Raw genomic sequence first — 15,008 nt, forward strand, 5'->3', positions numbered from 1 at the left:
TAAGCCGCTCATGCGATATCTGAGCTTCCTCGTCCGCCTGTGGATCGCAATGCTGCTGATGGGCGGGATCGCGGCCCAGGCCGCGCATATCCGCGCGAAGCTGGAGGCGGAAACGGTGCGCCCCGCACCGGGTAGCCGGGTCACTCTGGCGCTGACGATGGCGCCGGAGCGCGACTGGCACGGCTATTGGATCAATCCGGGAGACGCGGGCGCCCCCGCCGATATCGCCTGGACACTTCCCGCCGGCGTGAGCGTCGGCGCGATGCGCTATCCGGTGCCGCAACGGCTGATCGTCCAGGGGCTGATGAACTATGTCTATGAGCGGCCCTATGCGCTGCTGATGACATTGACCGTGCCCAAAGGGCTGAAGCCCGGCACGCCGCTCAGGATCGGCGGCAAGGCGCGCTGGCTCGCCTGTTCGCCGACGGTCTGCGTACCTGAGCAGGGGCCGGTGGCTATCGACCTGATGGTCGGTGACGGCGCTGTGCCTGCCGGCGTGCGCGCGCGTTTCGATGGCTGGCGCGCCAAGCTGCCGATGCCGCTGGGGCAGCCCGCCAGTTTCGAGACCAGGGCGGGCAAGGTCCGCATCGCGATCCCCTTCCCGGCGAGCCGGGCGGTGACCGACCCCTATTTCTATCCCACGACCGATGGGGTGATCAATTATGCCGCGCCGCAGGTCATCAGCCGGCACGGCGACAGGCTGATCGTCGAAGCGAAGGCGGCGGCGCAGGCCCAGCCCGCCGGAACTATCGAGGGCGTCATCGCCATCGGTCCCGATCGCGGCCTCTCGATCGCCGCGCGGCCCGGCAAGGTTCCCACCGCAGGCGTTCCGATCGCATCGAGCGAAGACCACGTGCCTGAGGGCGGATGGCGGATATTTTTGCTGGCGCTGGGCGGGGCGGTGCTCGGCGGGCTGCTGCTCAACGCGATGCCCTGCGTCTTCCCGATTCTCAGCCTCAAGGCATTGAGCCTCGCGCGCAGCGGCGAGACCGATGGCAAGGCGCGGGTCGAGGCGCTGGCCTATAGCGGCGGGGTCATCCTCAGTTGCGTCCTGCTGGCGCTCGTTCTGCTGTCGCTACGGGCGGGCGGGCTGGCGGCCGGATGGGGCTTCCAGCTTCAGGACCCGCGCATGGTGCTGTTCCTGCTGTTGCTGGTGACGGCGATCAGCCTCAATCTGGCTGGTCTGTTCGAGCTGGGTGCGATCGGCCTGGGTGAGGCGATGACGCGCGGGCAGGGAGCGGTGCCCGCTTTCTGGACAGGGGTGCTCGCGGCGCTGATCGCGACACCCTGCAGCGGGCCGTTCATGGCGGGCGCGGTCGGCGCGGCGCTGCTGCTGCCGCCGGGCGCGGCGGTCGCGGTGTTCGCGGGCCTCGGCCTTGGTCTCGCCTTGCCTTTCCTGCTGATGGGCTTCGTGCCCGCGCTGCGCCGCCGCCTGCCCAAGCCGGGCGCGTGGATGGACCGGCTCCGGCGGATATTGTCTGTGCCGATGTTCGCGACCGCGCTGGGCCTCGCCTGGATATTGGGGCGGCAGGCGGGCGTCGACCGGATGGTGCTGGGCCTCGGCGCGGCGTTGCTCCTCGGTCTTGCCCTGTGGTGGGTCGGCACCCGGCAGGCGCACGGACGCCGGTTCAGCTGGGCCCCGGTCGTGCCGGTCATGGCCGTGGCGGCGGCGATCCTCATCATTCCCTCGGGCACTGCGGCAGCCCCCGCCGCAGAAGCGGTCAAGGGCGATGCCGAGCCTTTCAGCGAAGCCCGGCTTGCCGCATTGCAGGCCGAGAAGAAGCCGGTCTTCCTCTATTTCACCGCGGACTGGTGCCTGACCTGCAAGGTGAACGAAAAAGCCGCGATCGAGCGCCAGGCGGTACGCGATCATTTCGCTCGGTCCGGCGTGACGGTGATGGTCGGCGACTGGACCAACGGCGATCCGGCGATCGGCCGTTTCCTGGAGGCCCAGGGCCGCTCGGGCGTGCCGCTCTATCTCTTCTACCATCGCGACGGGCGGGTCGAGACCCTACCCCAGTTGCTGGCCCCCGACACCCTGACCGCGCTGACCGGCGGTTCAGGCCGCGAGGGCAATCCGGTTGCGGCCGCCATCCTTGGCGGCATAGAGGGCGCGATCGGCCTCGGCGAGAAGCCGCGCGACATTCTGCCCGGGATGCGCAGGGGTTATGCCCATGCTCACGGTTGCCTCGACGGAGATGTCGTTGGCGCTGCCGGTCAGTTCGCCTGACAAAGCCGTGGGTGTCGCCGAAACCGCGCGGATGATGCGCTGGGCGGTCGCCATGGCGTCCGAAAAAGCGTGGTGGCCGAGCAGGATCGCGAACTCCTCGCCCCCGATCCGTGCGATCAGATCGCGTTCGCCGAGCTGCGTCCGGGCGATGGCGGCGATGTTCTGCAGCACGGCGTCGCCCGCCAGATGGCCGTGGGTGTCGTTGATCCGCTTGAAATGGTCGATGTCGAGCAAGGCGAGCGTGACCGGCTCATTGCGCTGCAGACGGTGTTCGATCTGCTCGAAGAAAGCCCGGCGATTGGGCAGGCCGGTCAGTTCGTCGGTGCGCGCGGCCATTTCGCTGCGTTCGGCGGCCAGCAGGGCGCTGTGGGCGCGATCACGCAGCTGGGCGTCGAGCAGCTTGCGCGCGGTGACGTCGCGAATGATGCCGCCGACCGCTACCCGCTGGCCCATGTCGATCAATGCGTGGAACATCGCGATCTCGACGTGGCGCACAACGCCGCAATGGTCGATAATCGTTGTCGAGAAGTTGAGATCGGCGACGTCACCGTCGCGCAGCATCCGGACCAGGCGTAGCACCCGCCGATGATCCGCCCGGGGCAGTTCGGCAAAGACGCTGCGGCCGATCGATTTCGCGACCGTCCGGCCGGTGATCGTCTCATAGGAGGGGCTGAGATAGGCCCAGCGGCCCTTCTCGTCGACGCGGAAGAGCACCTCGCCGATCCGCTCGGCAACGTTGCGCAAATTGGTCAGATGCTGCGTGGCGTCGAGGGCGAGCCGGTCGCGCTGGTCGAGCACCGCGGCAAGCGGCAGGGCGCACATAAACATCGTGACGATGAAGAGTTCCATCACATAGGTGCGTTCCGCGTTGGAGACTTTCATCAGCACGAAAGGCCCGTCGCCGAGCACCATGAACGAGGAACTGATCAGCGCGATGATCATGACCGAACCCGCGGCGCCCGGCGCCCGAAGGTGGAAGGTCGCGATCAGAAGCGCGGGCAGGATCAGGAAGGTCAGCGCATAGGCCGACTGGCTGAACACCAGCACTGTCACCGCGGCGACCAGGCCGAACATCATCGCGCCGCGGCCGCACTGCCGAATACTCAAGGGATTGGTGCGCAGCATTGCCAGGCTGCGGCGCATGATCAGGATCATCGGCAGTATGATCAGGAAGCCGCAGCCATGGGCGGGCAGCCAGTTCATCGCGATCTGCCACCAATAGGGGCCGCCGTCCGCCATCAGCAGCAATCCGGAGATCAGCGACGAAGGCAGGCAGGCGAGCACCGCTGCGATTGCAAAGCGGAAAATGTTGCCTGGTGTCTCGAAGAGGCGCTCGGTCAGGCTGGCCCGGCCGATCAGCCAGGCGGCAAGCGCCGCTTCGCCGACGCCGTTGGCGGCGAGCGCGGCCGCAATCGACGGCGGACGTCCGACGACGAGGTTGAACAGGCAGGCAGCGGCGAACACCGCCGAGAGATAGGGCGCATGGCGGCGGCGCGGCTCGATCAGCAGGGCGGCGGTGAGAATCGCATTGGCGGGCCAGATCATCGCCAAGCCGGCGGTGTGTTGGGTCAACATCGCGGCCAGCAAGGCACAGCCTGTCCAGGTGCCGGCTATCAACAGCGCCTTGGCGTGGAGATGTACCCTTGGACGCTGCAATCTGGTCATTGTGCAATCCTTTGCGTAACCACATGGATTGCTGGGCCAAAGTCGTAAAGAAGTCCTTAACGCTGCTCCCGGCGGGATCGTGAAATATGCACGGATGCGCGGTTTATGCCGTCATGGCTTGCCAGCGGCCGAGGCTTGGGGAATGGCGGCGGCATGACGGTGCCATCGCCTTGCAATCAGGTCTGCGTGATCGATCCTGAAAGCGGCTATTGCCGGGGCTGCCGCCGGACGATCGACGAGATCGCGGCCTGGGCGGCGGCGGATGATCGCTGGAAGCAGTCGGTACTGGACATGCTGAAGCAGCGGACCGTCACGACATCCTGACGGCGGGCCGGCCATGCTCGATCGTCGCGGTGGCGAGGGTGGAGATCGCGGCGCCGGGCGTCGTGACGTGATCTACGCCCCGGAAGCTCGCCTGCCAGCGCGCTTTCGACAGGTCGCAGACAACATAGCCGCGCCGGTCGCTGCTATGTTTCAGGAAAGGGTTGTTGGTTCCGATATATTGCGCCGCCTCGGGCTTGATCCAGCGGTCGCCCCCCGAACTGATCGAGGTCGTGACCAGTTCTATGGCTACCGCCTCGCCGCGTCCTGCGTTGCGGCGCAGTTCGCCGGCGAAATTCTGATGCTCGTCGCCGGTCATGACCACGACATTGCCGAGCCCTTGGAACCCTTCGAGCAGCCGTTCGCGCGCGGCGTCATAGCCGGCCCAGCTGTCCATATTGCGGATTTCCACCGGCCCTGGCTCGGTCCGCCGGTCGAGCGGCATCATCATCACCTGCTGCGCGATCAGGTTCCAGCGGCTGTCCCGTGCGCTGAGCCCCTCTCGCAGCCAGGATTCCTGCGCGTCGCCGATAACCGTGCGGCCCGGGGCGGCAACATCGCCGCAGACCGGCTCGAATGATCCCGTGCAGGGCAGGGAGCTGCGATATTGGCGGGTGTCGAGGAAATGGGCGGTGAGGAGATCGCCGATGCGTGCGCGACGATAGAGCTGCATCGCGCCGCTATTGGGCATCGAACTGCGGCGCAGCGGCATATGTTCGTAATAGGCCTGCATCGCGGCGGCGCGGCGGATCGCGAACAGCGCCGGGTCCTTCTGATAGGGGCTGGTCGCGGCGGTCCAGTTGTCGACGACCTCATGATCGTCAAAGGTGGTGAACCAGGGTGCGGCGAGATGGGCGCGCTGCAGGTCCGGGTCCATCTTATATTGTGCATAGCGCCGGCGATAATCGCCGATCGTATAGCAATCGCTGCCGGCATGATCGCGGACGTGGACCTTGGGCGAACCGTCGCGCTCATAGTTCACCTGCCGCGCGCGATCCTCATAGATATAGTCGCCATAATGCCAGACGAAGGCGACATCCTCCCGCGAGAGATGGTCGAAGGCGGTGTAATAGCCGTCCTCGAAATGCTGGCAGCCCGCCACGCCGAAGCGGATATGGTCGAGCGGAGCACCGGGCGGCGGCAGGGTGCGGGTCCGCCCCAGCACGGTCTTCTCGCGGCCGACGGTGAAGCGGTACCAATAGGGCCGGTCGGGCCGAAGGCCGCTCAGTTCGACATGGATGGAATGGCCGAGTTCCGGCCAGGCGCGTTCGACGCCCTTCTGCGCAACGCGGCGCATGCCCTCATCCTCATAAACAACCCAGTCGACGTCGACCGGGCCGGTCGGCATCCCGCCATGCTCGTCGAACGGATCGGGGCATAGCCGCGTCCAGATGACGAAGCCGTCATGGCTGGGATTACCGGAGGCGATGCCGAGCCGGAAGGGGAAGGCGGTGAAGAGCTGTTGGGCGCGCAGGATTGCGGGCGCGCCGATCAGGCCTGCGCCTGCGCCGATGAGAAGATCGCGGCGGGATATCATCGTCATCGACTGCGCCTCCAGCGTTGCAGCCTTATGACGCGGAAAGCTAAAGCGTCCAGCCTGCCTCGATCAGGAAGGTGCGTTGCGAGACCGGGTTGAAGACCCAGGATTTGTCATTGGTCAGGTTGTTCACTCCCGCCGAGATGTGCAACTGTGCGTTGATCCGGTGGCTGAGCTTCGCGTCGACCTGCAGCAGTTCGGACGTATAGCCATAGGAATCGCCGCGCAGCAGCCCATCGATGTCGCTATTGGGGCGCGACGCGTATCGCGCGCCCAGCGCGAACAGGGTGCCGTCATCGATATGGTAGCGCAGATTGGCGTTGAGCCGCCATTTGGGGATGCGCGCAAATTGCACGCCTTCCGATGCTGGATCCGCGCGATTGCGCACCGTGATCGCGTCGATCCGCGCCGCATTGGCGTCGAGGTCCACGCCCTCGAACGGCCAGTTCCGGGCTTCGGCGATCAGCTCGGCGCCATATTGGCGGGTGACGTCGATATTGCGGAAGGTGAGGCTCGCGACATTATTCGCGTTGAAGCCAAGATAATTGAAGATCGTGTTCCGCACCCGTTGATAGAACAGGCTCCCGGTCAGAGTGACGCGGCCGAGGTCGCGGCGGAGCAGCAGGTTGGCGTCGCGGCTATGCTCGGGTTTCAGCGTGGGATCGAAGCTGGTGACACTGAAGCTCCCATCGGCGTTGAGCGAACCCTGGAACAGTTCGCCGACCGTGGGGAAGCGCGTCGCGGTGGCGAGGCTCAGTTCGGTGGCCCAGCCCGGCGCGAACACCCAGCGCGCGGAGAGCTTCGGATCGACGCGATGGTCGCGGCGCGGCGCATAGCGCGTCACGGCGGGGCCGAGGATGCGGCGTCCATCATAGGATCGCCAGAATTCGGCACGGACCCCTGGGGTGACAGTCAGGCCGTCGGCGAGGCTGATCTCATCCTCGGCGAAGACCCCGAACAAGCGGGTCTTGCCGCCGGTCAGGCTGATGAAGCTCGGCGTCGCGGCGTCGCGCCAGCGCAGCGTGCTGTAGCCGAGCTGGCTGGTGCGGTAGCGGTTGGCATTGAGCCCGAGCGCGATCGCATGCGCGCCGATCGTCCGCGCGGCGGTGACATCGAGCGTGTACCAATCGGTCGGGCCCTGAGCGATCAGGATGCCGGGGCCGTTGCTCAGCCCGGCCAGATAGCCGTTGGACCGCCGGGTCCTCAGGCGGTCATATTGTAACGTCGACAGGGTGGCGGTGATATCGAAGCCCAGCACGGGCGCGGCGACCTTCAGCCCCGCCAGCCATTCGTCCTTGTCGGCGATGCCCTGATTGAAGCTGAGGAAGGGGTTGAGTGTATAAGCCGCGCCATTGAGCAGCACCCGTCCGCCATTTGCCTGCGATCCGTAGAAGGGCAGCCCGTTCGGACCGCGCAGATAGGTCTTCGGATCGAGTTGCCGGTCGCTGTTCCACCAATAGGTGAACAGCGCCTCGACATGAACGTCGCCGCTGTCGAAGCGGAGCTGCGCACGGGCTTGATCCTGCTTGGTATGCGCGGTCGCATAGTCACCCGCGATCGGCGCCTTGATCAGCGATCCGCGATCGGTGATGCCGCCGCTGATCGGTGTCGCTGGCGCGCCGGGCGCCGCGGGAACGAGCTGATAGAAAAACAGGGGCTGGGTATTGTTGCGAAGCCGGCGGCCGGAGACGCGCAGCGAGAAGGGACCATCCTTCTGCTTGAAGCCGAAACCCGCTTCGACCGATCCGCCCCACAGGCTCTCCTGCGTGCCATAATGGCGGTAAGGCTGGATGAAACCCTGAACATTGCCAAAGGCTTCGGTCCGCTCGGGCGCGCGCGTGGTGACGTTGACGATCCCGCCCATCGAATTGCCCGGATAGCGGGCCGAGTAAGGGCCATAGACGACATCGAACTGGCCGATCTCGCCGGGGCTCACGATGCCCCAGGCGGGCGGGAAGCCGAAGCTGTTGCCGAGAAAGTTCGAGATCACGAAGCCATCGACCATCACCAGCGCGCGGGCGCTCTGGGTGGTATGGGTGCCACGGAAACCGACCACCGCGGCATTGTCGCCGATGAAGCGGCTGCGGACGAAGAAGTCGGGGGCATATTTGATCAGGTCTTCCGCATTCGCGGCGTTGACGCCGGCGAACTGCCGGTCTCCCAGGCTGACCGAGAGGCCACGTGGTTCGATGCTGATCGGGCGGTCGCGTTGGCCGACGACCAGGATAGCGATGTCTTCTTTTTCCTCCGCACGCGCGGCGGTGCCGGAAACCGCAATAATTGACAAAGTTGTCAGCAGATGAAGCCAACTAATTCTGCGGGATATTCCGTAACGGAAGAAGATGCGATGACCTATCATGGGTGATGGCTGTTAGACGACATCCATCGGCTGTTCCAGCGAAAGCCATGGCGTTGGAAGTTGATGTCCAGCGATCGCCGTAGATTGTCCGGCGATGTGGGGATTCTGCCACGCGCTTGAGAGCAGACGCGCGCCCTGACCCGGATGTCGCGGCCTGCAAGTGGATCGAAATTCTGCGGGTAGCCTGCATGGCGTTGGGCCTCCTGCCGCAACCCGGAGCTGCGTTCAGCGCAGAAAAGCCCAACTGCGGGCGGGAAGCCGTGCTTTCTTGCGGTTCAGGGTGATGCCGGGCGCGGAGACCGGGTCGACGATAGCGCTGGTGAACTCTGCGGGCAGGGTCCAGTCGACCGGCTCGCGCGACAGGTTGTAGAGGCACAAAATCCTTTCCTGCCGATGGCTGCGGGTAAAGGCCAATATCTCCTCATTCGCTTCGATGAAGCCGATGTCGCCGCACTGGATCGCCGGGTTGCCGCGTCGAAAGGCCAGCGCCTCGCGATAAAAGGCGAGGGTGGCGCGCCGATCGTCCTGTTGGACATCGACCGCGCGGGCGCGATGCTCGATGGGGATCGGCAGCCAGGGCTTGACGGTGGAGAAGCCCGCATGACTCTTCGCCGAGGACCAGGGCATCGGCGTCCGGCAGCCGTCACGGCCCTTGAAGGCTGGCCAGAAGCGGATGCCATAGGGGTCGCGCAGATCCTCAAACGCTATATCTGCCTCGGTCAACCCTAGTTCCTCGCCCTGATAGAGGCAGATCGTTCCCCGGAGCGCGATCAATATGGCGAGCGAGAGCCGCGCGATCCGGTCGGGATCGTCGCCGGGCCGGGTGAAGCGGCTGACATGGCGCATGACGTCATGATTGGAAAAGGCCCAGCAGACCCAGCCATCCTTCGCCGCCTCCTCGAACTTGCCGACTGTGTCGCGGAAATATTCTCCCGAGAAATCGGGGCCGAACAGGTCGAAGGTATAGCAGAAATGGAGCGTATCGCCGCCCGAGGTGTAGAGGCCGACCGTCGCGGGAGAACGGTCGCCATCGCCGACCTCGCCGACCGCCACGGTGCCCGGATATTCATCGAGCAGCGCGCGAACCCGCTTCAGAAACGTCAGATTTTCAGGCTGGGTCTTGTCATAGACATGCTCCTGGAAACCATAGGGATTGGTGTCGGGCACGTCATGCGCCGAGGCGCGCTTCGCGGGCGGATTGTCGCGCAGCCTGGCGTCGTGGAAATAATGGTTGCAGGCATCGAGCCGGAAGCCGTCGACACCGCGATCGAGCCAGAAGCGCATCGCCTCGATCAGGCCGTCGCGCGCCTCGGGCGAATGGAAGTTGATGTCGGGCTGCGACGCCAGGAAGCTGTGCATATAATATTGCATCCGCGTCCCGTCCCATTCCCAGGCGGGTCCACCGAACACCGACAGCCAGTTGTTGGGCGCGGTCCCGTCCGGCTTCGCGTCGGCCCAGACATACCAGTCGGACTTGGGATTATCGCGGCTCGACCGGCTTTCCTTGAACCAGTCATGCTGGTCGGACGTGTGGCTGAGCACCTGATCGATGATGATCCGCAGGCCTAGCGCATGCGCGCGATCGAGCATGGCGTCGAAATCGGCAAGGGTGCCGAACATCGGGTCGACATCGCGATAGTCGGAAACGTCATAGCCCATGTCGGCCATCGGCGACTTGAAGAAGGGCGACACCCAGATCGCGTCGACGCCGAGCGAGGCGATATGATCGAGCCGGGCGGTGATTCCCTTGAGGTCGCCGATGCCGTCGCCGTCGCTGTCCTGAAACGAACGCGGATAGACCTGATAGATCACCGCGCCGCGCCACCAGTCCCGGTCGTGATCCTGCGTCATTGCTCGTCCTCGATCAGATAGGCGACCGATCGCGGCGCGAGCGTCATCGCGTTGCCGGGCTCGTCGAGCCGCCGCCAATGACGGCCGGTGCCGGTCGGCAGATCGAGGCCAAGACCGTCGGGACTGCGATTGAAGGCGACCGCGATGCGCCGGGGCTGTTCGGGCAGATGGAGCAGCATGACGAGGCTCGCCGTCTTGGGATCGTGCCAGTCCTCGTTCTCGAAGGGGCGGCCGTCGCATGTCATCCAGTCGACGTCGGCGGCCCCGAGCAGCACGGGATCGGCGAGCGCGGGATGCGCGGCGCGGATCGCCGCCAGACGCGCGGTGAAATCCTCCAGAACGGCGTCCCGGCCGGCCCAGTCGATCCAGCTGATCGGATTATCCTGGGCATAGGCATTGTTGTTGCCCTGCTGGGTGCGGCCAAACTCGTCGCCCGCCGTCAGCATGATCGTGCCCCGGGAAGCGAACAGCGTGGCGAGCAGCGCCTTGCGGTCGGCCATGCGCGCCGCGACGACGGCGGGTTCGTCGCTGGGGCCCTCGACGCCGCAGTTCCAGCTGAGATTGTCGTTGTGGCCGTCGCGGTTCGCCTCGCCATTCGCTTCATTATGCTTGGCGGCATAGGCGGTCAGATCGGCGAGGGTGAAACCGTCATGGGCGGCGATGAAGTTGACGCTGCGGCTGTGGGTGCGGCCATGATGCCCGAAGATATCCGACGATCCGGCGAGCCGGGTGGCGAGATCACCGACGCTGTGCGGATCGCCGCGCCAGAAGCGGCGCACATCGTCGCGGTAGCGGTCGTTCCATTCGAGGAAGCCGTCCGGAAAATTGCCGAGCTGATAGCCGCCGGGGCCGATATCCCACGGCTCGGCGATCAATATCCGGTCGCTCAGGATCGGATCGCGGCGCAGCTCGCGGAAGAAGGCGGCGTCGGGCTCGAACCCGTCGCGGGCGCGGCCGAGGATCGGCGCGAGATCGAAGCGGAAGCCGTCGATCCCGGCATAGGTCACGAAGTGCCGCATCGCGTCGAAGATCAGCCGCCGGGTCGCGGGATGATCGCAGTTGAGTGTATTGCCGCAGCCGCTGTCATTGGCGAGCGTGCCGGGCTCGTCGCGGATCGTGCTGAAATAGGCGCGGGCGTCTATCCCGCGCAGCGACAGGGTGGGGCCCTGCGCATCACTTTCACCGCTATGGTTGAAGACGACGTCGAGCAGCACGGCGATGCCGGCTTCGTGCAGTAGCTCAACCGTTTTCCGCAGTTCGAGGATGCCGCCGGGTGCGAGCCGGGGATCGAGCGCCATGAAGCCGACCGGATTATAGCCCCAGCTGTTTGACAGGCCGAGCGGGCCGAGATGCCGCTCGTCGATCCAGGCGGTGATCGGCATCAGCTCGACCGCCGACACGCCGAGCTTCTTGAGGTGCGCGATGATCGCCGGATGGGCGAGCGCCGCGATCGTGCCGCGCTGCTTCTCGGGCACGTCGGGGTGCAGCATGGTGAAACCGCGGACGTTGACCTCGTAGACCAGTCCGCCGGGGACAAAGGTCGGGGCCCGATGCACGACCGGATCGGGCAGGGCGGTGACGATCGCCTTGGCCATCAGCGGCGCGCTGTCGATGCCTTCGTCGCGCCGCGCCGCCAGCCGGGGATCATGGACATAGGGCCGGTCGATCGCGACGGCATGCGGATCGGCCAGCAGCTTCGCGGGATCGAACCAGTGACCCTGCGCGGGATCATAGGGGCCGTCGGTGCGAAAGCCGTAACGGGTGCCCGCGCCGAGGCCCGGAACACGCGCCTGAAAGATGTCCGCCGGACCGCGCTCCAGCGCGATGCGGTCGATTTCCACATCGCTCTCGGCGTCGAAGATCGAGACCCAGGCGGCGGTCGCGCATTCGGACCAGAGCGCGAAATGCACGCCATCGGGCGTGATCGTGGCGCCGAAGCGATCGGGCGGGGTGGCCATCAGGTGATCACGTCCGGCTTGGCCCGCCCGGTATGGCGCGCGATGCCGGCGAGTTCCTCCGCCGCGACGATCAGGTCGGCGATAGCATCGCCCGTCTCGCGGCCCAGATCGCCGTCCGCCGGTTCGTAACGCTCGATATAGACGCGGATCGTCGCGCCCGAGGTGCCGGTGCCCGACAGGCGGAAGACGATGCGCGATCCGCCCTCGAACAATATGCGAATGCCCTGGTTGCGGCTCTCCGATCCGTCGATCGGATCATGATAGGCGAAGTCGTCGGCGGCCTCGATCCTCAACGCGCCGATCGCCGTGCCGCGAAGCGTGGGCAGATGGTTGCGCAGATCGGCCATCAGCGCATCGGCCCGGGCGCTGTCGACGCCCTCATAATCGTGGCGGGCATAATAATTCCGCCCGAAGCGCCGCCAATGCGCCTCGGCGATGGCGTGCACGCTCTCGCCCCGCGCCGCGAGGATGTTGAGCCAGAGCAGTACCGCCCAGAGCCCGTCCTTCTCGCGGACATGGTCCGATCCGGTGCCGGCGCTTTCCTCGCCGCAAATCGTCGCCTTGCCCGCATCGAGCAGATTGCCGAAGAATTTCCAGCCGGTCGGCGTCTCGAACAGCGGCAGGCCGAGTTGCTCGGCGACGCGGTCGGCCGCGCAGCTGGTCGGCATCGAGCGCGCGATACCGGCCAGCCCTTTGGCATAGCCTGGCGCGAAATGGGCGTTGGCGGCCAGCATCGCCAGCGAATCCGACGGGGTGACGAAGATGCCCTTGCCGATGATCAGGTTGCGGTCGCCGTCACCATCCGACGCCGCACCGAAATCGGGCGCGTCGGCGCTCATCATCTCGTCATACAGATCTTTGGCGTGGACGAGATTGGGGTCGGGATGATGGCCGCCGAAGTCGGGCAGGGGCGTACCGTTGCGCACCGTGCCTGCGGGCGCGCCGAGACGGCGTTCCAATATCTCGGTTGCGTAGGGCCCGGTGACCGCGCTCATCGCGTCGAAGGCGATGCGGAAACCGCCGCCGATCAACGCCCGGATCGCCTCGAAATCGAACAGCGTTTCCATCAGCGCGGCATAGTCGGCGACGGGATCGATGATCCGGACGACCGCGTCGCCCACCTGCGTCTCGCCATCCTGGTCGAGATCGATATCGGGTGTCTCGATGGTCAGGTAGCGGTCGATCGTCTTGCTGCGCGCATAGATCGCGTCGGTGATCTTCTCGGGCGCGGGGCCGCCGTTCGAGATGTTGTACTTGATCCCGAAATCCTCGGTCGGCCCGCCCGGATTATGGCTGGCCGACAGGATGATACCGCCAAACGCGCCATAGTGCCGGATCATATGGCTGGCGGCGGGCGTGGAGAGGATGCCGCCACGCCCGACGATGATCGTGGTGAAGCCATTGGCCGCCGCCATGCGGATTGCGGTCTGGATCACCTCGCGATTATAGAAGCGGCCGTCGCCGCCGATCACCAGCGTCGTGCCGGCGAAACCGTCGAGCGCGTCGAAGATCGACTGGATGAAATTCTCGGCATAGCCGGGTTGCTGGAACACCGGCACTTTCTTGCGGAGCCCTGAGGTACCGGGCTTCTGGTCGTCAAAAGATTTTGTCGCGACCTCGCGGATATTCATGCGGTCCGGTTCCTGTCCACCAGCGAGCGGTACAGCGCGGCGTAGCGTGCGCTGCTCCGCCCCCATCCATAATCGGCACGCATGCCCTGTTTGCGCAGGGCGGACCAGACGCCCGGCGCCCAATACAGCGCGATTGCGCGGCTGATCGCCGCTTTCAGCGCCTCGCCCGAATTGGGGTCGTGGAGCAGGCCGGTGGCGCAACCCGCCGTCAGCGCCGCATCATTGGCATCGACGATCGTGTCGGCCAGCCCCCCGGTGCGTGCGGCGATCGGGATGGTGCCGTAGCGCTGGCCGTACAGCTGGGTGAGGCCACAGGGTTCGAAGCGCGACGGGATCAGGATCGCGTCGACCCCGCCCTGGATCAGATGCGCGAGCGGCTCGTCATAGGCCGTCACCACGCCGATCAGCCCGCGATGCCGCGCCGCGGCGGCGAGGAGCGCGCCTTCGAAGGCGCTGTCGCCCGATCCCAGCACCACGAGGCGGCCGCCATGCGCCACAAGATGCTCGACCGCGTCGACGATCAGGTCGATGCCCTTCTGCCAGGTCAGCCGGCTGATCACCGCGAAGACCGGTCCCTTGCCGCGCTTGAGCCCGAAGCGCTTTTCCAGCGCGCGACGGTTGCCGGAGCGCGCACCGAGCGAGCGCATCGAGAAGGCGGCGGCGAGATGCGGATCGGCGGCGGGATTCCATTCGGCGGTGTCGATGCCGTTGACGATCCCATGTACCGCATCGCCGCGCCCGCGCAGCAGCCCGTCCAGCCCCATGCCGAAGGCGGGGGTGCGGATCTCGTCGGCATAGGTCGGGCTGACCGTGATGATCGCGTCGGCATATTGCAGCCCGGCCTTCAGATAGCCGACCCCGCCATAATATTCGACGCCATCGACCGAATAGGCGCTCTGCGGCAAGCCGAGCGCGGGAAATATCCCCGCATCGAACCGGCCCTGGAAGGCAAGATTGTGGACCGTCAGCACCACCGGGGTCTGCGGTGCACGTCCATGGCGGACATAGGCGGCGGTCATAGCCGCCTGCCAGTCATGGGCGTGGACCAGATCGGCTTGCCAGCCCTTTAGCGCTCCGGCCGCGACGTCGGCAGCGACCGCCGACAAAGCCGCGAAACGCCGCCAGTTATCGGCATAGTCATGGCCCGAAAGGTCGCCATATGGGCCGCCCTCGCGCGAGCCGAACAGCGAAGGGGAGTCTAGCAGCAGCAGGTCCAGTCCGTTGGTTTGCACGGAGAGCAGTTTGGCCGGCCCGCCGAACAGCGCCTTGTAGCTGTGAACTGCCTTGGCCCTGCCGATCTTGCGCAGCACCTGCGGATAGGCGGGGAGCAGCGACCGCGTTTCGACGCCATGCTGGACCAGCGCGATCGGCAGCGCGCCAGCGACATCGGCGAGTCCGCCGGTCTTGACGAGCGGATGGAGTTCGGAGGTGACCGACAGGACGCGCAAAGCCATGG

8 protein-coding genes and 1 pseudogene are annotated in these 15,008 nt (G+C 66.0%); 2 read left to right on the forward strand and 7 right to left on the reverse strand.

Translation table 11 applies throughout. The features are described 5' to 3' along the window. Positions 1 to 10 precede the first annotated feature (10 nt). Complete coding sequence (locus tag ASE00_RS03715; protein WP_235538528.1) at positions 11 to 2,230, forward strand: protein-disulfide reductase DsbD family protein; 2,220 nt, start codon at positions 11 to 13, stop codon at positions 2,228 to 2,230. On the opposite strand, the pseudogene ASE00_RS22785 reads toward ASE00_RS03715, so the two are convergent. Continuing rightward, positions 2,129 to 3,895, reverse strand: a pseudogene (locus ASE00_RS22785) (diguanylate cyclase domain-containing protein); the annotation flags it as partial. The gene ASE00_RS03715 and the pseudogene ASE00_RS22785 sit on opposite strands and share 102 nt — an antisense overlap. 153 nt (positions 3,896 to 4,048) lie before the next feature. On the opposite strand from ASE00_RS22785, the gene ASE00_RS03730 reads away from it, so the two are divergent. After that, the gene (locus tag ASE00_RS03730) at positions 4,049 to 4,219 is read left to right on the forward strand and encodes a DUF1289 domain-containing protein (RefSeq protein ID WP_082594553.1); all 171 of its coding nucleotides are present in this window, start codon (positions 4,049 to 4,051) and stop codon (positions 4,217 to 4,219) included. Here the strand turns inward: ASE00_RS03730 and ASE00_RS03735 are convergent. From ASE00_RS03735 to glgA, 6 genes are all read right to left on the reverse strand, one after another. After that, on the reverse strand, positions 4,206 to 5,759 hold the full coding sequence (locus ASE00_RS03735) for an alkaline phosphatase D family protein (RefSeq protein ID WP_321163999.1): 1,554 nt from the start codon (positions 5,757 to 5,759) through the stop codon (positions 4,206 to 4,208). The genes ASE00_RS03730 and ASE00_RS03735 overlap by 14 nt on opposite strands. Positions 5,760 to 5,799: 40 nt before the next feature. Continuing rightward, on the reverse strand, positions 5,800 to 8,040 hold the full coding sequence (locus tag ASE00_RS03740) for a TonB-dependent receptor (protein ID WP_235538530.1): 2,241 nt from the start codon (positions 8,038 to 8,040) through the stop codon (positions 5,800 to 5,802). Between the two features lie 297 nt (positions 8,041 to 8,337). Then, positions 8,338 to 9,963 (reverse strand): alpha-glucosidase family protein, encoded by a 1,626-nt coding sequence (locus ASE00_RS03745; protein ID WP_056377832.1) that lies wholly within the window; start codon positions 9,961 to 9,963, stop codon positions 8,338 to 8,340. Then, positions 9,960 to 11,921: a glycogen debranching protein GlgX gene (glgX, locus tag ASE00_RS03750; protein WP_056377833.1), complete on the reverse strand. Its 1,962-nt coding sequence runs from the start codon at positions 11,919 to 11,921 to the stop codon at positions 9,960 to 9,962. The genes ASE00_RS03745 and glgX overlap by 4 nt, the downstream gene beginning before the upstream one ends. Then, positions 11,921 to 13,552, reverse strand: a complete 1,632-nt coding sequence (locus tag ASE00_RS03755) for an alpha-D-glucose phosphate-specific phosphoglucomutase (RefSeq protein ID WP_056377834.1) — start codon at positions 13,550 to 13,552, stop codon at positions 11,921 to 11,923. The genes glgX and ASE00_RS03755 overlap by 1 nt, the downstream gene beginning before the upstream one ends. Then, complete coding sequence (gene glgA / locus ASE00_RS03760) at positions 13,549 to 15,006, reverse strand: glycogen synthase GlgA (RefSeq protein WP_056377835.1); 1,458 nt, start codon at positions 15,004 to 15,006, stop codon at positions 13,549 to 13,551. The genes ASE00_RS03755 and glgA overlap by 4 nt, the downstream gene beginning before the upstream one ends. Positions 15,007 to 15,008 lie beyond the last annotated feature (2 nt).

The sequence above is a fragment of the Sphingomonas sp. Root710 genome, assembly GCF_001429065.1.
In the GTDB taxonomy this organism is placed as follows: domain Bacteria; phylum Pseudomonadota; class Alphaproteobacteria; order Sphingomonadales; family Sphingomonadaceae; genus Rhizorhabdus.